Below are 17,310 nucleotides of genomic sequence, written 5' to 3'. Positions count from 1 at the left end.
TCGCCCCATGGTCAACAAGCCGGCCCCCGACGCCACCCGCCGCAGCGAGAAGTCCCGCCGGGCGATCTACGACGCCGCCCTCGCCCTGGTCGGCGAGGTCGGCTATCCCAAGACCACCGTCGAGGGGATCGCCGCCCGGGCCGGGGTCGGCAAGCAGACGATCTACCGCTGGTGGCCGTCCAAGGCGGCCGTCCTGCTGGAGGCGTTCCTCGACCTTTCCCGGCAGGCGGCACAGGAAGCAGGCCAGGAGCCGTACGCCATCCCGGACACCGGGAACCTCGCCGCCGACCTCAAGGCGGTGCTGCGGATCACGGTGGACCAGCTGCGCGACCCGCGCTTCGAGGCGCCTTCCCGGGCACTGGCCGCCGAGGGCGTGGTCAACGAACCGCTCGGCCGCCAGTTCGTCACCGAACTCCTCGAACCCCAGCTCCAGCTGTACGTCGACCGGCTGCGCGCCGCACAGGACACCGGGCAGGTACGGGCCGGCATCGATCCCCGTATCGCCCTGGAACTGTTCGTCTCACCGCTCGCGCAGCGCTGGCTGCAGCACACGGGACCGATCTCGTACGACTACACGGACACCCTTGTCGAGTACGCACTGCACGGAATCGCACCCCAGCCACCCCGAAGCACATGAAGAGGGGACGATAAGGCACACTGTCCGCACACCAGCGAGGCGACCACCAGACCGAGGGGATAGATGAGCGCGACGTTCGGCGGCCGGTCGGGCCGGCAGGGCAAACTCTCCCGGTGGCTGCTCGGACGCCGCCCGAAAGAAGCCGCCGACGACGGCGGCCGTGAGGCCCTGCTGCTCGCCGCCGCGGCGGCGAGCCTGCCGCTCGCCCCCGCCGCGCACCCCGCCCCCGGCTACCGCTGCTCCTGCGACCGCGTCGGCTGTCCCACCCCGGCCCGGCACCCGGTGTCGTTCGCCTGGCAGACCCAGTCCACCACCGACCGCGCCCAGATCGAGCGCTGGGCCCGGCACCAGCCGCAGGCCAACTTCATCACCGCGACCGGCATGGTCCACGACGTCCTCGACGTCCCCCTGGAAGCCGGCCGGGAGGCCCTTGAGCGGCTGCTCTCCTCCGGTGTCGAGGTCGGCCCCGTCGCCGAGAGCGACGACGGCCGCATGCTGTTCTTCACCCTCACCCGTGGCACGCCCGAGGACGAGGACGAGTGGTGGCCGTGCGAGCTGGACTGCCACCCCGAGACCATGGACGAGCACCCGGGGCTGCGCTGGCATTGCCGGGGCTCGTATGTCCTCGTGCCGCCGGCGCGGCTGCCCGGTGACGACCAGCAGGTGCGGTGGCTGCGCGGGCCGGAGCATGCGTTGCCGGACCCCCTGAGCCTGCTGGAGGCGCTCACCGACGCGTGCGCCCGGTACACGGGCGCCCAGAGCGCGGCCTGGCCGTTGCGGCACTGAGCGCTTTACGGGGGGCTCTACTCACCCTGCGCCGATACAAGACCCGGCACTCTTCCCAGCACCGACACCTTGCCGCTTCCCGCCGGGTCCAGGGCGGCCTCCGCCGACATGAGCTCCAGGGTCAGGGACTGCTTCACCTCGCCCTTGGTCAGGGCCTGTACGTCCTTGGGCTGGGCCGGGACCGTGGTGCCGGTGAAGGCGGTCTGTTTCTCGTAGTGGTGTGTGGTGAAGAACACCAGCGCGCCCCCGTCCGCCGTGCGCAGCGCCAGCGGGGCGTAGTCGCCGCTCGTGAGCGGCCGGTCGATGAACTGCGTGACCAGGCCCGGCTTGTGGCCCCGCTTGGCGCGGTTGGCGCGCTCCACGCTGGTGTAGGTGCCGTCGGCGAAGGTCTGGCCGCCCTTCTTCAGGTAGGTCGCGTAGTCCGCGCTCAGCTTCCCGGGCGCGACGGCGAGCTGCGCGGAGTCGGCCGGTACCGCCTCGGCCCAGCCGTCCTTGTCCGTCCTGAACTCCGGTACGGTGCCGGGCGCCAGGAGGGTCACGTACGCCGCCCGCCAGCGCTGACCGAGGTCACCCCGGGTGAACACCATCAGCCAGCGCGCCTTGCCCGTCTTGTTGCCCTGGGCATCGGCGACGAACCAGCGCGGCCAGCCGGCCTTCTTCGGGATCGTGATCTTCACGTCCGACAGCTTCAGCGGCACGTGCTGCGGGTTGCCGGACGGGCTGTTGGCGTGCCCCGCCTTCAGCCGGGCGGCGGTGATGTCGCCGAACGGGCCGGTGAGACAGGGCGCGTCCAGGGAGTTGTCGTAGGCCTGGTCGGCCCTGTTGTACGCGGTCGTGAACGCGGTGAGCGCCTTGGCGGCCTCGGCGCGGGTGGCGGCGGGGAGCACCTCGCGCTCCCCGTGCACCACCACGCATCCGCTCGCCGTCAGCGACAAAGCGGTCAGCGAAACCGCTATGAGTGCGTTCCGGTCACGCCTGCGGAGCCTGCGCGGGCTGTGATCCCTGCTCATCGGATCCCTTCACCTTCCCCTTTCCGGAGGCGAACCCTACCGGGGCGAGGAAGATCGCGAGCGTCGGGACCAGGTACAGCAGCCACACCGTGACCTGGAGGACCGTCGGGTCGGGCTGGAAGTTGAGGACGCCCTTGAGCAGGGTGCCGTACCAGCTGTCCGGCGGGACGGTGTCGCTGATGTCGAAGGCCAGGTGCGTCAGGCCCGGGAGCCAGTCGGCCTCCTGGAGGTCGTGGAAGCCGTAGGCGAGTACGCCCGCCGCTACCACCACCAGCATGCCGCCGGTCCAGGTGAAGAACTTCGCCAGGTTGATCCTCAGGGCGCCCCGGTAGAACAGCCAGCCGAGCAGGACCGCGGTGGCGAGGCCGAGGGCCACGCCGATCAGCGGGCGCGGGGTGCCGTCGCTCGCCGCGTGCACCGACGCCCACACGAACAGCGCGGTCTCCAGGCCCTCCCGGCCGACGGCCAGGAACGCGGTGGCGACCAGCGCGCCCGTGCCCATGGCGAGGGCCGCGTCCAGCCTGCCGTGCAGCTCCGACCTCAGGTGCCGGGCGGTGCGCCGCATCCAGAACACCATCCAGGTCACCAGGCCGACGGCGACGACCGACAGTGAGCCGCCGAGCGCCTCCTGCGCCTGGAACGTCAGCTCCTGGGAGCCGTACTGCAGGACACAGCCGAAGCCCATCGCGATGGCGACCGCGATGCCGACGCCGGTCCAGACCGGCTTCAGCGCGTCCCGGCGGCCGGTCTTGACCAGATACGCGATCAGGATGCAGACGACGAGCGACGCCTCCAGGCCCTCGCGCAGGCCGATCAGGTAGTTGGAGAACACGGGCTACGCCTCCTTCGAGAACAGCGTGCGGCCCCACCAGTCGCCGGAGTCCCGGACGCCGGGCGGGATCGCGAAGACCGCCGAACCCACGTGCTGGATGTACTCGTTGAGCGCGTCGTGCGCGGACAGCCTGCGCTGCAGCGGGATGAACCCCCTGCGCACGTCCCGCTGGTAGGCCAGGAAGAACAGGCCGGCGTCCAGGCGGCCGAGGCCGTCGGTGCCGTCGGTGAAGGAGTAACCCCGGCGCAGGATCGTGATCCCGTTGTTCGAGTCCGGGTGCGCGAGGCGCACATGCGCGTCGGGCTTCATCGCCTTCAGGAACGGCTCGTCGTGCTCCTTGGCCTTGCCGACCGGCGCGCCCTCGCGCTTGTCCCGCCCGAACACGTCCTCCTGCTCCTGCAGCGAGGTGCGGTCCCAGGTCTCGATGTTCATGCGGATGCGCCGGGCGACGAGATACGACCCTCCGGTCATCCAGGCGTCCTGGGCGCCCCCGTCGCCCTCGCCCACCCACACGAACTTCTTCAGCCGGTCGGTCTCGGTGCCCGCGATGTTGCGGGTGCCGTCCTTGAAGCCCATCAGGTTGCGCGGCGTCTGCGCGTCCGGCGTGGTGGACGAGGTCTTCCCGAAGCCGAGCTGCGACCAGCGGATGGCGACCTTGCCGAAGCCGATGCGGGCGAGGTTGCGGATCGCGTGCACGGCCACCTGCGGGTCGTCCGCGCAGGCCTGGACGCACAGGTCGCCGCCGGTGCGGGACCTGTCCAGGTTGTCGCCGGGGAACTGCGGCAGGTCGGCGAGGGCCGCCGGCCGCCGCTCCCGCAGCCCGAAGTGCTCGAAGAACGAGGGCCCGAAGCCGATGGTGAGCGTCAGCCGCGAGGGCTTGAGGCCCAGCGCCTCGCCGGTGTCGTCCGGCGGCGCCTCGGCGAGTCCGCCGTAGGCGCCCTCACCGACGGGTTTGCCGGCGGTCATCCGCCGGGCCGCCGCCGTCCAGTCCTTGAGCAGCTGGACGAACTCGTCGCGGTCCCCGGTCCTCACGTCGAACGCGGCGAAGTGCAGCCGGTCCTGGACGGGCGTCGCGATGCCCGCCTGGTGGGTGCCGTGGAACTCCACCGCGCCGCCCGCGTCGGCGGCCACCGGGTCCACGTCGTCGCCCGCCTTGGCCATCGCCACCGCGCCGCCGGCCGCCGCGGCACCGAGCGCGAGCCCGGCACCGCCCCAGCCGATCAGCGCCCGGCGCGACGGATTGCTCCCCTGGGTCTCGGTCATCGCCCTGCCCCCTGCCTTACTTCGCGACCGCGGCGGCGAGCTTGGACAGGGGCTCGGCGAGCGCGTTCACCGCGTCCGACAGCTCCTTGCGCTGCTCCTTGGTGACCTTGTCGTAGGAGACGAAGTCGTAGGAGTTCTTGTCGGAGCGGTACTTGTCGAGCACGCCGTTCAGCGCGGTGAACTGCTTGTCCAGCTCCTTGGCCAGCGCCGGGTCGTTCTTCGCGGCGACCGGCTTGAGCAGCTCGTACGCCTTCTGCGCGCCCTCGACGTTGCCCTTGAAGTCGGCCAGGTCGGTGTGCGAGTAGCGGTCCTCCTCACCGGTGACCTTGCCGGTGGCGACCTCGTCGAGCAGCTCCTTGGCGCCGTTGGCCATGGAGGTCGGGGTGATCTGGGCCGTGCCGACCCGCTTCTGCCAGTCCTTCAGGTCGCTCACCAGCTGGTCGGCGAGGGTCTTCTCGTCGGCGCCGATCTCCTTGTCCGCCCAGAGGGCCTTCTCCAGCCGGTGCCAGCCCGTCCACTTCTGGCCCTTCTCCAGGCCGTCGGCGCGGGTGTCGGTCTTGGGGTCGATGTCACCGAAGGACTCGGCGACCGGCTCGGTGCGCTCCCAGCCCAGGCGGGAGGGCGCGTAGGCCTTCTTGGCGGCGTCGAGATCGCCGGCCTTGACCGCCTTGGCGAAGGCCTCGGCGAGCGGCACGGTGGCGTCGGCCTGGTCCTGCGCGTACTGGCGGTAGTCGGCGACCGCCTTGTCCAGCTGCGGGTTCCGCTTCGCGTCCGTACCGCCGCCGGTCACGTCGAGCTTCTGCCGGACGCCGCGGCCCTTCATGCCGGGGCGGCAGGCGATCTCGTACGAGCCCGCCTTGACCTCGGCGGTCAGCGTGTACTCGGTGCCCGGCCCGATGTTCTCCTTCTCGGAGACGATCCGGTCGTCCGGGAAGAGGATCTCGACCTCGGTGGCCTTGGAGCCCTTGTTCTCGATCTCCAGCGTGACGTGGCCCGCCGGGACCGACTTGGCGGAGGTGTCGCACTTCGAGTCGGCCGCGGTGACCCGGATCGCGTCGCCGTCCTTGGCGTCGCTCTTCGCGGTGCAGGCCGTGAGGGCGGTCAGGGCTGCCGTGGCGACGGCGGCGGTGACGGTAAGTCGGACGGCTCGCATGCGGGCTCCAAGCGGAAACTGATGTGGTGAGGCTTGCCTAACTTACCTGAGGCTTACCTCACCTCCACCCACCCGGTTTGTGACTCAGCTCTCACGGACCGGTCACGGATACGGCTTGCTGCCGTACGGCGCCGTGCCGACCGGCACCCACGCGCACCCCGGCGGCGCCCCCGTCTGGACGCGCCCGCCGCCGACGCGGTGTTTCAATTCCCCCGTGACTGACTACGACGTACTCCGCGTCTTCTGCGGACCGAACGGCGGCTACGGCAACGAACTCGGTGTCGTCCGCGACGGCTCGGTGCTGCCCGAGCGGAGCGACCGGCAGGCGCTGGCCGGCAAACTCGGCTTCAGCGAGACCGTGTTCGTGGACGACCCCGAGCGCGGTGTGATCGACATCTACACGCCCACCCTGCGGCTGCCCTTCGCCGGTCACCCCTGCGTCGGCACCGCCTGGCTGCTCGACGTGCCCGAACTGGTCACCCCCGCCGGAGTGGTCGGCGCCCGCCTGGACGGCGAGTTCAGCTGGATCGAGGCGCGGGCGGAGTGGGCCCCGCCGCGCACCCTGCGTCAGTACGCCACCGCCGCCGAGGTGGACGCCCTCGACGTACCCCCGCTAGGGGAGTGGGTCTACGCCTGGGCCTGGGAGGACGAGGCGGCCGGCCGGATCCGTGCCCGCGCCTTCCCCGGCCGTGGCGACGGCATCGACGAGGACGAGGCCACCGGCGCCGCCGCGCTGCTCCTCACCGACCGGCTGGGCAGAGCCCTGAACATCACCCAGGGCAGGGGCTCCCAGATCCTGACCGCACCTCAGCCGCACGGCTGGGTGGAGATCGGCGGCCGGGTGTTCCTGGAGCGCTAGGCCGTTTCTTTGCGGAGACGGGGGAATACCTGTTGCAGGCCCGCAGTGAATGACTGAGCCGCCTGGCGGCTTTCCGCGGGCGGCTCAGAATGGCGGCGATCGCTGCTCGTGCGGCGTGTTCAGCAGTTCTTGCAGTTGGCGTGGCAGGCGGGGTCCTTGGCCGGCTTCGGGTACTGGCGGATGCGATGGTGGTGGAGCCAGCAGTCGTTGTCCGCACCGTGCGGGAGGATCGGCGGAGGGATGCGGTCGCAGCCGCTGGTGGTGGACGGGCTGTTGGTGTAGGGGCCGAGGGACAGCTCGGTGAAGCGCGCCGGGCTGATGATGTGCGACCTGTCGGCCACCGGCTGGAAGACCCAGAGCTGCGAGAGCGCCGCGATGCTGTTGCTGTCCTTGTCGGGGGTCGGGTCGGGGAAGACGATTCCCTGGTTGACCGGGGCGTTCTGGGGGTTGCTCGGGTCGAAGGGGATCGCCATGACCTTCTTGGTCCCGACGTTGTGGACGCGGTAGGCCACGACACCGTCGTCGGTGATCATGTATGCCTCAAGCCTCCACAGGGCCGCCGCGTCACGTTGCGCGTCCCCGGTCAGCGGGTCCTGCCGGAGCTGCAGGTCATCGGCCTGCAGAAGGTAGCTGCCGCTCATGCGGTGCTGGAACACGACCGGGGTCTCCAGACAGGCGGAGGCCACCACGTCATTTGTGGGGTCGTAATAGACCACGAGAATGCCCTTTCTCTTTTCGCATCAAGCCCTGGATGATTTCCGGTTGACCGGGAGTGCAATTTATTCCTTTCGTTCTGCACTAATCTCGGTTTTCCCGTTCCTGGCTTGAATAACCGAAGAAAATACGGGCGCATATATCAAGCTGCGGCGTTTTTACGGTAATAGTACTGGGCCGTGTTTTCTTTGCGTGCACGGCGCAGAGGGTGGCAAGTGGCCACACCAAAAAGCGCCGTTGCTCCGGGCCGAAACTGCCCAGCCGCCCCCGAATGCTAGGCGCTCAGCGGGAACTCCTCGCCCAGCGCCCGGAAGACCGCGGTGTTCAGGGCGAACGCCCGCTTGCATTCCGCCACGACCCGCTGCTTCTCCAGGTCGTCCACCCGTATCCCGTCCAGCAGCTCCCGGTAACCCCGCTTGAACGCGGCGGGGTTGGGGATGCCCTCGAAGACGTAGAAGCGGACGCCGTCGCCCTTCTTCGCGAAGCCCCAGGTCCGCTCCGCCTTGTCCCGGATGATCTGGCCGCCGGACAGATCGCCCAGATAGCGGGTGTAGTGGTGGGCGACGTAACCGCCGGGCCAGCGCTCGGCGCACTCCCGGACCCGGTCCGCGTACGCCCGGGTCGCCGGCAGGGCGCTCAGTCCCGCCCGCCACCCCGGTCCCCGCAGATGCGCCAGGTCCCGCTCCAGCGCGGCCAGCCGGAACAGCTCGGGCCGGATGAACGGCCCCGCCACCGGATCCGGGGCCAGCCGCCCGGCCGCGCTCTCCAGCGCCTCGTACACGAACCAGAGCTGCTCGGTGTAGCGCGCGTACGCGTCCACGCCGAGCCTGCCGCCGAGCAGATCGCCCATGAACGTCGAGGTCTCCGCCTCCATGTGCTGCTCGTGGGAGGCGATGCGGATGAGGGACGAGAACGACTCCATGGACACTCCCCGGTTTGCCGACGACTTGTCGGTAAGTTTACCGACAGCATGTCGGAAAAACAGCAGGGATCGGTCCGCAACCTGGATCCGGGCATGAAAAAGGGCCCGCCCTCCGAAGAGGGCGGGCCGAAGCGAAGCGGTGCGGCGTTACGGAAGGGTCAGGATCTCCGCGCCGGTCTCCGTCACCACCAGCGTGTGCTCGAACTGCGCGGTCCGCCTGCGGTCCCTGGTCACGACCGTCCAGCCGTCGTCCCACATGTCGTACTCGTGGGTGCCCAGCGTCAGCATCGGCTCGATCGTGAACGTCATGCCCGGCTGCATGACCGTCGTCGCGTGCGGGCTGTCGTAGTGCGGGATGATCAGCCCGGAGTGGAACGACGAGTTGATCCCGTGCCCGGTGAAGTCCCGCACCACCCCGTACCCGAACCGCTTGGCGTACGACTCGATGACCCGGCCGATGACATTGATCTGCCGGCCCGGCCTGACCGCCTTGATCGCGCGGTTGAGCGACTCCCGGGTCCGCTCCACCAGCAGCCGGGACTCCTCGTCCACGTCCCCGACCAGGTAGGTGGCGTTGTTGTCGCCGTGCACCCCGCCGATGTACGCCGTCACGTCCAGGTTGACGATGTCGCCGTCCCCGAGGACCGTCGAGTCCGGGATGCCGTGGCAGATGACCTCGTTGACCGAGGTGCACAGCGACTTCGGGAAGCCGCGGTAGCCGAGCGTGGACGGGTAGGCGCCGTGGTCGCACATGTACTCGTGCGCGACCTTGTCCAGCTGGTCCGTGGTCACGCCCGGCGCGATGATCTTCGCGGCCTCCTCCATCGCCTGCGCGGCGATACGGCCGGCGATCCGCATCGCCTCGATGGTCTCGGCGGTCTGCACCTCCGGCCCGGTGTACGGCGCCGGCGCGGGCTTGCCGACGTACTCGGGGCGGCGGATGTTTCCGGGAACCGGACGGATGGGAGACAGCTCCCCTGGTACGAGCAGCGACTGGCCAGACATGCCAGTGAGTCTATCGAGCGGACATGGGGGAACATGTCGGTGGCGAGAGGAGCTGTTCATGGCCCTGTTCAAGAAGCGCACCGTCGGCAAGCCGGGTGAGTGGTACTACTGCCTGGAACACCGGAAGGTCGAGGAGGGCCCGGAGTGTCCGGGCAAGGACCGCTTCGGGCCGTACGCCTCCCCGCAGGAGGCCCAGCGCGCGATGGAGACCGCCGCCGAGCGCAACCTCCAGTGGGAGAACGACCCGCGCTGGCATGACGCGTCCGCGCGGGGCGACACCGACGGCGAGTGAGGGCGAGGGGTCACGTCCGTACGACGGCGCGGCGCTCGCGCATCCGCAGCGCGTGTTCGTCGGTCCGGGCGTCGTACGCCATGAGCCCCGGCAGGCACAGCGCCAGCAGCCCCATCGCACCCGCGCACGCCAGCCCGCCGGAGACGACGGAGGTCCGTACGCCCGCCCAGGCGGCCAGGCCACCCGCCCGGACCTGGGCCAGCTGCGGGCCGACCGAGTAGGACAGCAGCTCGATCCCGGCGAGCCGGCCGCGCAGCTCGTCCGGGATCGTCTGGTTCCACATCGCGGCCCGGAAGAGCCCGCTGACCATGTCGAAGCCGCCGCCGACGGTCAGGAAGAGCAGGACCAGCCACACGTTCCCGCAGACGCCGGCCGCCGCGACCGCCAGGCCCCAGCCGGCCGCCGACAGCACCACCATCAGCCCGTGCCGGTGGATCCCCGATGCCCAGCCGCTGGTCAGGCTGACCAGCATCGCCCCGGCGGGCACGGCGGCGTACATCAGGCCGAGCGCCCACTCGGCGTGCAGCTCGTCGGCGAGGAACGGCAGCACCGCGAGCGGCATGGCCAGGAACATCGCGGCGAGGTCGACGACGTAGGTGCCGAGGAGTTCCTTGCGGCTCCAGGCGTACCGGGCGCCTTCCAGGACGGCGCTCAGCGAGGGCTTCGACGCCTCGTGGGAGGCGGGGGAGGGGGCGATCCGCACGATGTACGCCAGCGAGACGAGGAAGGTCAGCAGGTCGGCGGCGTACGCCCAGCCCAGGCCCGCGTAGGCGACGACCACGCCCGCGACCGCCGGGCCGGCGACTCCGCCGACGTTCCAGCGCAGCGAGTTCAGCGAGGCCGCGGCGGGCATGTCGTCGTGGGCGACGATCCGGGGCCACAGGGAGTCGAGGGCCGGGCGCTGGACGGAGACCAGGGCGGAGGAGAGGGCGGCGACGGCGTACAGCGGCCAGACCATGGGGTGCGCGGCCAGGGCGTTGAGCAGCAGGACGGCACTCAGCACACCCTGCCCGGCCTCCGTCCACACGATGAGCTTCCGCTTGTCGAGCGCGTCGGCGAGGGCGCCGCCGTACAGGCCGCAGACGATGAGCGGCAGCAGCTCCACGGCGCCGATCGCGCCCACCGCTGCGGTGGACTCCGTCAGTTCCTTCAGCTGGACGGGAAGCGCGACGAAGGTGAGGAAGCTGCCGAAGTTGCTGATCAGGCCTGACTTCCAGAGCCTGCGGAAGTCCATGGAGGTCTTCCAGGGGGCGAGGTCGGGGAGGAGGGTGCGGATCACTGAGGCATGTTCGGCTGCTGGACAGGGCGGGGCAACCGCTTTTCCCTTGCCGCGCAGCGGCAGCTCCGGGTGGAACGTCACCAGGGGGCGGGAGGAGGTGCCGTCAGGACTTCCGCCAGCCTCGAGAGACGGTCCCGGAACCCCCGCCGGACCCTCGGAGAGCCGCCGTTCTCGCCCGCCGCCGCGCTGAGCAGGTGCTGCACCGTGTCCAGGTCCAGCTCCGCCCCCTCCGGCACGGCCAGCGTGTCATGCGCCATCGCGGCGAGTTCGCCCCCGCCCGCACCGAGAGCCAGCACGGTGACCCCGGCCCGGCGGGCGTCGTGGACGCGTTCCAGCAGCGTCGCGGGCTCCTCGGGTGCCACCACCAGCAGGGTCTCACCGCGCCGCGCCGCCTCGATCCGGCCCGGTCCGACGGCCAGGTGCGGCGGGTCGCAGGGGCGCGCGTGATGGCGTACGAGGGTCGGGGCCAGCTCGGGTGTCCCGGACCACGCGGCCTCGTCCACCAGGTGCGCGGCCAGATGCCACGGCTCGTACTCCGGCGTGCCCACCAGCAGCAGCCCGCCCCCGTGGGCCACCACCGATCCGCGCAGCACCCCCGCGAATCGCCGGGTGGCCCCCAGCCACTCGGTTCCGGCGAGCACTTCCCGCAGCAGCGCGACCCGTACGGCGTCCATGCGCCCGCATCCTGCCGCAACCGGCCACTTGTGACGTGGAGTTCACGCGGAATTCGCCCGCCCAGGGGACGTACACCGCCTCACCCTTCCCCTGAGCATCGCCGGGAGCCGCCCGATGCCCGACGCCGCCGTCCCCTGGACTCCCCGACGGCCGCGTCGGGGACTCCTGGACTCCCCGACGGCCGCGTCCTCTTCGACACGCGCCATGACTCACCGGCACCCGGCGACCGTGCAGGCCGGGCTCACCGCCCCCGACGGGCTCACCGCCACCGACGGGCTGCCCGCCGTCTGCTCCGGCCTGGTCCGGGTCGACCGGGACACGGACGTAGGCTCGCCCCATGACCTCTACCGACAGCGCACAGACCCCTGCCAAGGCCCCCGCCAAGGACCCCTGGGACCTGCCCGACGTCTCCGGGTACGTCGTCGGCGTGCTCGGCGGCACCGGACCGCAGGGCAAGGGCCTCGCCTACCGGCTCGCCCGGTCCGGCCAGAAGGTGATCATCGGCTCCCGGGCCGCCGAGCGCGCCCAGGCCGCCGCCGAGGAACTCGGTCACGGTGTCGAGGGCGCCGACAATGCCGAGACCGCGCGCCGCAGCGACATCGTGATCGTCGCCGTACCGTGGGACGGACACGGCGACACGCTGAAGTCCCTGCGCGAGGAGCTGGCCGGCAAGCTCGTCGTGGACTGTGTCAACCCGCTCGGCTTCGACAAGAAGGGCGCCTATGCCCTCAAGCCCGAGGAGGGCAGCGCCGCCGAGCAGGCCGCCGCCCTGCTGCCGGACTCCCGGGTCACCGCCGCCTTCCACCACCTGTCGGCCGTCCTGCTCCAGGACCCGGAGATCGAGCAGATCGACACCGATGTCATGGTGCTGGGTGAGGAGCGGGCCGACGTCGAGATCGTGCAGGCCCTCGCCGGGCGCATCCCCGGGATGCGCGGCATCTTCGCGGGGCGGCTGCGAGGCGCCCACCAGGTCGAGTCGCTGGTCGCGAACCTGATCTCCGTCAACCGCCGCTACAAGGCACACGCCGGGCTCCGCATCACCGACGTGTGAGCGGATGGGGGACACTGTTCGTCGTAGCAGTGTCCCCCGCAAGGAGCCGACCCCATGTCCCGCATCGCCCTCTACGCCCTCGTCGTCTGCGTCCTCTCCGTGGCCGCCGCCGTCGTCTCCTTCCTCCAGGGCAGCTGGCTGGGGATCGTCTGGGTGCTGCTGGCGGGCCTGACGTCCAACATGACCTGGTACTACGTCAAGCGCGACCGGGCCACCGCCGCGCAGGACACGTCCGTCACGGGGTGACCTGGCAGATCTCGGGGGTGCCCTGCCAGAAGCGGTAGAGCTCCTGGCCGCAGTAGCGCGGGAAGTCGCCCACGCCCAGGTGCTGCAGAAGCGTGTCTATGACGTCGAAGAACGCGGTGTTCACCGACGGCACCCACAGCAGCGCGAACACGAACAGCAGGCCGAACGGCGCGAACGGCTCCACCTGACGCTTCACCTTGTACGACAACCAGGGCTCGATGACGCCGTAGCCGTCCAGGCCCGGCACCGGCAGGAAGTTCAGGATCGCCGCCGTCACCTGGAGCAGGGCCAGGAACGCCAGCGCGGACTGGAAGTCCGCGGGCACGCCGTCCAGGGCGTGCAGCCAGAACGGTGCCGTACACACGGCCGCGAACAGCACGTTCGTCAGCGGGCCCGCCGCCGAGATCAGGCTGTGCCGCCAGCGGCCCCGGATCCGGCCGCGCTCGATGAACACCGCGCCGCCCGGCAGGCCGATCCCGCCCATGATCACGAAGAGCACCGGGAGCACGATGCTCAGCAGCGCGTGCGTGTACTTCAGCGGGTTCAGCGTGAGGTACCCCTTGGCGCCGACCGTGATGTCCCCGCTGTGCAGGGCCGTACGCGCGTGCGCGTACTCGTGCAGGCACAGGGAGACGATCCAGGCCGCCGTCACGAACAGGAACACCGCGACGCCCGGCTGCGCGGCGTACCCGCTCCAGGTGGCCCAGCCCGTCACCGCCGTCACGGCCAGGATCCCGACGAACACCGGACTGACTCGGCGTTCGCCGCGGCGGGTGGTGGCGGTGGTCATCGGCAGACTCCTGTGCGGACGGGGACGGTCGGGAGTGCGACCGTACCGGCCGCGCACCCGAGGGGGAAACGTCTCGCGCCCGCCGTCCGGTTCCTGGAACCTGGGGGATGCCACACATGACGGTGTTCTACGAGGACTGGCAGAGGGAGTGCTGCGGCAGGCCGTTCGGCAGGGGCCAGGAAGCCGGCCGGCGGCTGGTCGCCGTCGACGAGGAGGAGGCCCGGGACGGCCGCCGGTACGGCCCACCACGACCCGCGCGCCGCCGAACCCGCCGACCCGGCGCCCGGCACGGTGGTCCTCCGGGGGACCGGGCGCGCGCTGCGAGCGGTGCCCGGCGCACACACCCTGGAGCCCGTCGGCAACTGCCCCAGGTGGTTCCACGGCTTCGAGGAGGAGGAGCAGCCACCGCGGCGGGTCCCGTACCGGGTCCGCCGCGCGGTCGGTGTCCTCGTCACCCTGGAGGTCCCCGAGGGCGCACCGACGCAACGCCGTGACCGACGCTGACCGTTCCGGAGAGAATGGACCCCGTGCGCTATCGCCTGCTCGGCACCACCCAGGTATCCCGCCCCGACGGTACGGCCGTCCCGGTCGGCGGGGCGCGACTGCGTGCCCTGCTGGGCGTGCTCGCGCTCCGGGCCGGGCGGACCGTGCCCGTGGGCGTGCTCGTCGACGAGGTGTGGGGCGCCGAGCCGCCCGCCGACGCCGCCGGTGCGCTGCAGGCGCTCGTCGGCCGGCTGCGCCGCGCCCTCGGCGCGGACGCCGTCGCCTCGGCCGAGGGCGGCTACCGGCTCACCGCCGCCCCCGACGACGTCGATCTCACCCGCTTCGAGCGGCTGACCGGCGACGGCCTCGCCGCACTCGCCGACGGCGACCCGGCCAAGGCCGCCGCCGTCCTCGACGACGCGCTCGCCCTGTGGCGCGGTCCCGCCCTCGCCGACCTGCCCGACCACACCGCCGAGGCGGCCCGCTGGGAGACCCGCCGCCTCGACGCCCTCCGCGCCCGGCACACCGCCGCCCTCGCCCTCGGGCACGCCGAGCAGTCCCTGCCCGAGCTGACCGCCCTGTGCGGCGACCACCCGCTGGACGAGCCGCTGCAGGCGCTCAGGCTGCGCGCCCTGCGCGACACCGGCCGCCCGGCCCAGGCCCTCGCCGGCTACGAGGACGTACGACGGCTGCTCGCGGACCGGCTCGGCTCCGACCCCGGCCCCGAACTGCGCGCCCTGCACGCGGAGTTGCTGGTCGCGGAGGCTCCGCCGGCGCCCGAGCGCCGGGTCCTCGGCAACCTGCCCGCCCGGCTCACCTCCTTCGTCGGCCGGGAAGCCGACATCGAGGCCATCGGCGCCGATCTCGCCGCCGCCCGCCTGGTCACCCTGCTCGGGCCCGGCGGCGCCGGAAAGACCCGGCTGTCCCAGGAGGCCGCCGATGCGGTACGGCACACCGTCCGGGACGGAGTGTGGCTGGCCGAGCTCGCACCCGTGGACGACCCCGACGCCGTACCCCAGGCCGTGCTCACCGCGATCGGCGCCCGCGAGACCGTGCTGCACGGCGCCGGCGCCGAGAGCATGCGCGCGGTCGCCGACCGGTACGACGACCCCCTCGAACGGCTCGTGGAGCACTGCGCGCGGCGCCGGATGCTCATCGTGCTCGACAACTGCGAGCACGTCGTCGAGGCCGCCGCCCGTCTCTCCGAGCGGCTGCTGGCCCGCTGCCCCGGGCTGACCGTCCTCGCCACCAGCCGGGAACCCCTCGGTGTGCCGGGGGAGCTGGTGCGTCCGGTGGAGCCGCTGCCGGAGCCGGTCGCGCTGCGGCTGCTCACCGACCGGGGCGCGGCGGCCCGGCCCGGATTCCGTGTCGAGGACGACCCCGAGGCGTGCGCCGAGATCTGCCGGCGGCTGGACGGACTGCCGCTCGCGATCGAGCTCGCGGCGGCCCGGCTGCGGATGCTGACGCCACGTCAGATAGCCGGGCGGCTGGACGACCGCTTCCGGCTGCTCACCTCCGGCAGCCGCACCGTGCTGCCCCGCCAGCAGACCCTGCGGGCGGTCGTGGACTGGTCCTGGGAACTGCTCGACACCGACGAACGGGACGTCCTCGCCCGGCTGTCCGTCTTCGCGGGCGGCTGCGACCTGGCCGCTGCCGAGGCCGTGTGCGGCCCCGTCGCCCTGGAGGCGCTCGGCTCCCTGGTCGACAAGTCCCTGGTGGTGGCCGCGCCCTTGCCGGGCGGGGGAGCCGGCGGCGGGATGCGCTACCGGCTGCTGGAGACCGTCGCCGAGTACGCCGGCGAACGGCTGGACGAGACCGGCCGCCGCGCCGACGCCGAGCGCGCCCACCTGACGTACTACCGCGAACTCGCCCGCACCACCGACGTGTTGCTGCGCGGCCGGGAGCAGCGCACCGCCGTCGACCGGTTCCAGCTGGAGTACGAGAACCTGCGCACCGCGCTGCGGCACGCCGTCGCCGCCCGGGACGAGCAGGAGGCGCTGTGCCTGGTGCTGTCCCTGGTGGCCTTCTGGCAGATGCGGGATCAGCGCATCGAGACCCGCACCTGGTGCGAGGAGGCCATGGCGCTGGGCCCCGACCCCTTCACCGCGCCCGTACGGCCCGCTGCGCCGCTGTGGCAGCGTTGCACCGACGCCCCGCCGCCGTACACCGGCGAGCTCCTCGCCGAGGCCCGGCGCGGCGTCCACCTCGCCCATCTCTCCTGCATGGACCACGACCTGGAGTCGTGGCAGACGCCCGAGGCGCAGGCCAAGCTGCGCGCCATCGTGGAGACCTACGAGCCCGGGCTGCCGCAGACCTGCCGGGCGCCCGGCCTGCTCTGGTTCTTCGCCGTCATGCTGACCGGCGGCGCCGAGCGGATGTGGACCGTTATCGACGCCAGCGTCCAGACCTGCCGCGACACTCCCGGTTTCGAGTGGGAACTGGCCATGAACCTGCAGTTGCGCGCCAACCTCCTCGCCAACCGTGCCGAATGGGCCGGCAACGCCACCCGCGACGCCGAGGAGTCGCTGGAGATCTTCCGCCGCCTCGGGGACACCTGGGGCACCGCCGAGGCGTTGTCCGCCCGCGGCGAGGCCCATGAACGCCAGGGTGCCTACCGCGAGGCCGCCGCCGACTACCGGGCGGCCATCGAACACGCCGAACGTCTGGGCGCCCGCGGCCAGGTGACCGTCCTCCGCGCCCGCCTCGGCAGCGCGCTCATGGAGACGGGCGACCTGGAGGGTGGCGAGCAACTGCTCCGGGACGTCATCGCCAGCCAGGAAGGCTCCCTCAACGAGGCGATGCCCGCCGCCCGGCTCTTCCTCGCCTGCTGGCTGGGCCTGACCGGTCGCATCCCCGAGGCCAGGGAGCAACTGCGGCTGCTGCGCGAGGAGTTCAAGATCGCGCACTTCGTCGTCTTCAACTCCATGATCCTCTGCCAGGAGGCCTGGCTGGACGCCCTCGACGGGCAGGCCGAGGCCGCCCTGGACCGGTGCCGGCGGGCGGCGGTCCTCGCCGGTGACCCGCTCGCCCAGACCATCGCCCCGCACCTGCACTCGGTGTGCCTCACCACCGCCGCGATGGCCCTCGCCGGTCAGGACGGCGGCAGCCGCGCCGCCGACGCCGCCCGCTGCCTGGGCGCCGCCGACGCCCTGCTGCCGGCCGGCCACGTCCTCTCCGGCGTCGAGCTGCGGTGCCACGACCTGACCGAGGCCCGGATCCGTCAGGTTCTGGACGAACCGCCCTACCGGGCCGCGTACGCCGAGGGCGGTGGCCTCTCCCTCGCGGAGGCCACCGCCCTGCTCTGAGCCACGGC

The 17,310-nt window shown here is 71.8% G+C and carries 18 protein-coding genes and 1 pseudogene; 9 read left to right on the top strand and 10 right to left on the bottom strand.

The features are described 5' to 3' along the window. Nucleotides 1-7: 7 nt before the first annotated feature. Both ABZ624_RS20155 and ABZ624_RS20150 read left to right on the top strand, forming a co-directional pair. A complete protein-coding gene (locus ABZ624_RS20155; protein ID WP_360090350.1) occupies nt 8-637 on the top strand; it encodes a TetR/AcrR family transcriptional regulator in 630 nt (209 codons plus the stop codon). 63 nt (nt 638-700) lie between these two features. Further along, nucleotides 701-1,423, top strand: coding sequence for a bifunctional DNA primase/polymerase (locus ABZ624_RS20150; RefSeq protein WP_360090347.1), 723 nt, complete (start codon nt 701-703; stop codon nt 1,421-1,423). Between the two features lie 17 nt (nt 1,424-1,440). On the opposite strand, the gene ABZ624_RS20145 is transcribed toward ABZ624_RS20150, so the two are convergent. From ABZ624_RS20145 to efeO, 4 genes are read right to left on the bottom strand one after another with little or no spacing between them, the layout of a single operon-like run. After that, nucleotides 1,441-2,433: a hypothetical protein gene (locus ABZ624_RS20145; RefSeq protein ID WP_360090344.1), complete on the bottom strand. Its 993-nt coding sequence runs from the start codon at nt 2,431-2,433 to the stop codon at nt 1,441-1,443. After that, on the bottom strand, nt 2,393-3,265 hold the full coding sequence (gene efeU, locus ABZ624_RS20140; protein ID WP_360090341.1) for an iron uptake transporter permease EfeU: 873 nt from the start codon (nt 3,263-3,265) through the stop codon (nt 2,393-2,395). The genes ABZ624_RS20145 and efeU overlap by 41 nt, the downstream gene beginning before the upstream one ends. A gap of 3 nt (nt 3,266-3,268) precedes the next feature. Further along, nucleotides 3,269-4,528: an iron uptake transporter deferrochelatase/peroxidase subunit gene (gene efeB, locus ABZ624_RS20135; RefSeq protein ID WP_360090338.1), complete on the bottom strand. Its 1,260-nt coding sequence runs from the start codon at nt 4,526-4,528 to the stop codon at nt 3,269-3,271. A 16-nt stretch (nt 4,529-4,544) separates the two neighbouring features. Beyond that, nucleotides 4,545-5,681 carry an iron uptake system protein EfeO gene (gene efeO, locus ABZ624_RS20130; protein ID WP_360090335.1) on the bottom strand — a complete coding sequence of 379 codons (1,137 nt, stop codon included), beginning with the start codon at nt 5,679-5,681 and terminating at the stop codon, nt 4,545-4,547. 214 nt (nt 5,682-5,895) lie between these two features. Here efeO and ABZ624_RS20125 point away from each other — a divergent pair, with 214 nt between their 5' ends. Then, the gene (locus ABZ624_RS20125; protein ID WP_360090332.1) at nt 5,896-6,540 is read left to right on the top strand and encodes a PhzF family phenazine biosynthesis protein; all 645 of its coding nucleotides are present in this window, start codon (nt 5,896-5,898) and stop codon (nt 6,538-6,540) included. Between the two features lie 119 nt (nt 6,541-6,659). On the opposite strand, the gene ABZ624_RS20120 is transcribed toward ABZ624_RS20125, so the two are convergent. The 3 genes from ABZ624_RS20120 to map all read right to left on the bottom strand — a co-directional run bounded on the left by ABZ624_RS20120 (nt 6,660) and on the right by map (nt 9,181). After that, a complete protein-coding gene (locus ABZ624_RS20120; RefSeq protein ID WP_360090329.1) occupies nt 6,660-7,256 on the bottom strand; it encodes a hypothetical protein in 597 nt (198 codons plus the stop codon). A 272-nt stretch (nt 7,257-7,528) separates the two neighbouring features. Next, on the bottom strand, nt 7,529-8,176 hold the full coding sequence (locus ABZ624_RS20115) for a biliverdin-producing heme oxygenase (RefSeq protein WP_360090326.1): 648 nt from the start codon (nt 8,174-8,176) through the stop codon (nt 7,529-7,531). A gap of 147 nt (nt 8,177-8,323) precedes the next feature. Next, nucleotides 8,324-9,181: a type I methionyl aminopeptidase gene (gene map / locus ABZ624_RS20110; RefSeq protein ID WP_360090323.1), complete on the bottom strand. Its 858-nt coding sequence runs from the start codon at nt 9,179-9,181 to the stop codon at nt 8,324-8,326. A 58-nt stretch (nt 9,182-9,239) separates the two neighbouring features. On the opposite strand from map, the gene ABZ624_RS20105 reads away from it, so the two are divergent. Beyond that, a complete protein-coding gene (locus ABZ624_RS20105) occupies nt 9,240-9,473 on the top strand; it encodes a hypothetical protein (protein ID WP_360090320.1) in 234 nt (77 codons plus the stop codon). Between the two features lie 10 nt (nt 9,474-9,483). Here the strand turns inward: ABZ624_RS20105 and ABZ624_RS20100 are convergent, their stop codons facing one another. After that, nucleotides 9,484-10,749, bottom strand: a complete 1,266-nt coding sequence (locus ABZ624_RS20100) for an MFS transporter (protein WP_360090728.1) — start codon at nt 10,747-10,749, stop codon at nt 9,484-9,486. Nucleotides 10,750-10,829: 80 nt separating this feature from the next. After that, nucleotides 10,830-11,426 (bottom strand): hypothetical protein, encoded by a 597-nt coding sequence (locus ABZ624_RS20095; RefSeq protein WP_360090317.1) that lies wholly within the window; start codon nt 11,424-11,426, stop codon nt 10,830-10,832. 338 nt (nt 11,427-11,764) lie between these two features. Between ABZ624_RS20095 and npdG the strand changes: the two genes are divergently transcribed. Continuing rightward, on the top strand, nt 11,765-12,478 hold the full coding sequence (gene npdG, locus ABZ624_RS20090) for an NADPH-dependent F420 reductase (protein WP_360090314.1): 714 nt from the start codon (nt 11,765-11,767) through the stop codon (nt 12,476-12,478). A gap of 54 nt (nt 12,479-12,532) precedes the next feature. Then, the gene (locus ABZ624_RS20085; protein ID WP_360090311.1) at nt 12,533-12,724 is read left to right on the top strand and encodes a hypothetical protein; all 192 of its coding nucleotides are present in this window, start codon (nt 12,533-12,535) and stop codon (nt 12,722-12,724) included. On the opposite strand, the gene ABZ624_RS20080 is transcribed toward ABZ624_RS20085, so the two are convergent. Further along, nucleotides 12,714-13,514, bottom strand: coding sequence for a site-2 protease family protein (locus ABZ624_RS20080; protein ID WP_360090308.1), 801 nt, complete (start codon nt 13,512-13,514; stop codon nt 12,714-12,716). The two genes, ABZ624_RS20085 and ABZ624_RS20080, sit on opposite strands and share 11 nt — an antisense overlap. A gap of 107 nt (nt 13,515-13,621) precedes the next feature. Here ABZ624_RS20080 and ABZ624_RS20075 point away from each other — a divergent pair. The 3 genes and pseudogenes from ABZ624_RS20075 to ABZ624_RS20065 form a co-directional block, all read left to right on the top strand. Continuing rightward, nucleotides 13,622-13,705, top strand: a pseudogene (locus ABZ624_RS20075) (DUF6578 domain-containing protein); the annotation flags it as partial. A gap of 136 nt (nt 13,706-13,841) precedes the next feature. Next, entirely contained in the window at nt 13,842-14,018 is a 177-nt protein-coding gene (locus ABZ624_RS20070; RefSeq protein ID WP_360090746.1) for a hypothetical protein, read from the top strand. A gap of 14 nt (nt 14,019-14,032) precedes the next feature. After that, nucleotides 14,033-17,302, top strand: a complete 3,270-nt coding sequence (locus tag ABZ624_RS20065) for a BTAD domain-containing putative transcriptional regulator (RefSeq protein WP_360090305.1) — start codon at nt 14,033-14,035, stop codon at nt 17,300-17,302. Nucleotides 17,303-17,310 lie beyond the last annotated feature (8 nt).

Source organism: Streptomyces sp. NPDC007205, from assembly GCF_040634095.1.
Classification (GTDB): domain Bacteria; phylum Actinomycetota; class Actinomycetes; order Streptomycetales; family Streptomycetaceae; genus Streptomyces.
This window is presented reverse-complemented; position numbering and strand designations above follow the sequence as displayed.

Excerpts from the sequence above, each read along its gene's own strand:
- ABZ624_RS20155 (WP_360090350.1), top strand. The coding sequence starts at position 8 with ATGGTCAACAAGCCGGCCCCCGACGCCACCCGCCGCAGCGAGAAGTCC.
- ABZ624_RS20150 (WP_360090347.1), top strand. The coding sequence starts at position 701 with ATGAGCGCGACGTTCGGCGGCCGGTCGGGCCGGCAGGGCAAACTCTCC.
- ABZ624_RS20145 (WP_360090344.1), bottom strand. The coding sequence starts at position 2,433 with ATGAGCAGGGATCACAGCCCGCGCAGGCTCCGCAGGCGTGACCGGAAC.
- efeB (WP_360090338.1), bottom strand. The coding sequence starts at position 4,528 with ATGACCGAGACCCAGGGGAGCAATCCGTCGCGCCGGGCGCTGATCGGC.
- efeO (WP_360090335.1), bottom strand. The coding sequence starts at position 5,681 with ATGCGAGCCGTCCGACTTACCGTCACCGCCGCCGTCGCCACGGCAGCC.
- ABZ624_RS20115 (WP_360090326.1), bottom strand. The coding sequence starts at position 8,176 with ATGGAGTCGTTCTCGTCCCTCATCCGCATCGCCTCCCACGAGCAGCAC.
- map (WP_360090323.1), bottom strand. The coding sequence starts at position 9,181 with ATGTCTGGCCAGTCGCTGCTCGTACCAGGGGAGCTGTCTCCCATCCGT.
- ABZ624_RS20105 (WP_360090320.1), top strand. The coding sequence starts at position 9,240 with ATGGCCCTGTTCAAGAAGCGCACCGTCGGCAAGCCGGGTGAGTGGTAC.
- ABZ624_RS20095 (WP_360090317.1), bottom strand. The coding sequence starts at position 11,426 with ATGGACGCCGTACGGGTCGCGCTGCTGCGGGAAGTGCTCGCCGGAACC.
- npdG (WP_360090314.1), top strand. The coding sequence starts at position 11,765 with ATGACCTCTACCGACAGCGCACAGACCCCTGCCAAGGCCCCCGCCAAG.
- ABZ624_RS20085 (WP_360090311.1), top strand. The coding sequence starts at position 12,533 with ATGTCCCGCATCGCCCTCTACGCCCTCGTCGTCTGCGTCCTCTCCGTG.
- ABZ624_RS20080 (WP_360090308.1), bottom strand. The coding sequence starts at position 13,514 with ATGACCACCGCCACCACCCGCCGCGGCGAACGCCGAGTCAGTCCGGTG.
- ABZ624_RS20065 (WP_360090305.1), top strand. The coding sequence starts at position 14,033 with ATGGACCCCGTGCGCTATCGCCTGCTCGGCACCACCCAGGTATCCCGC.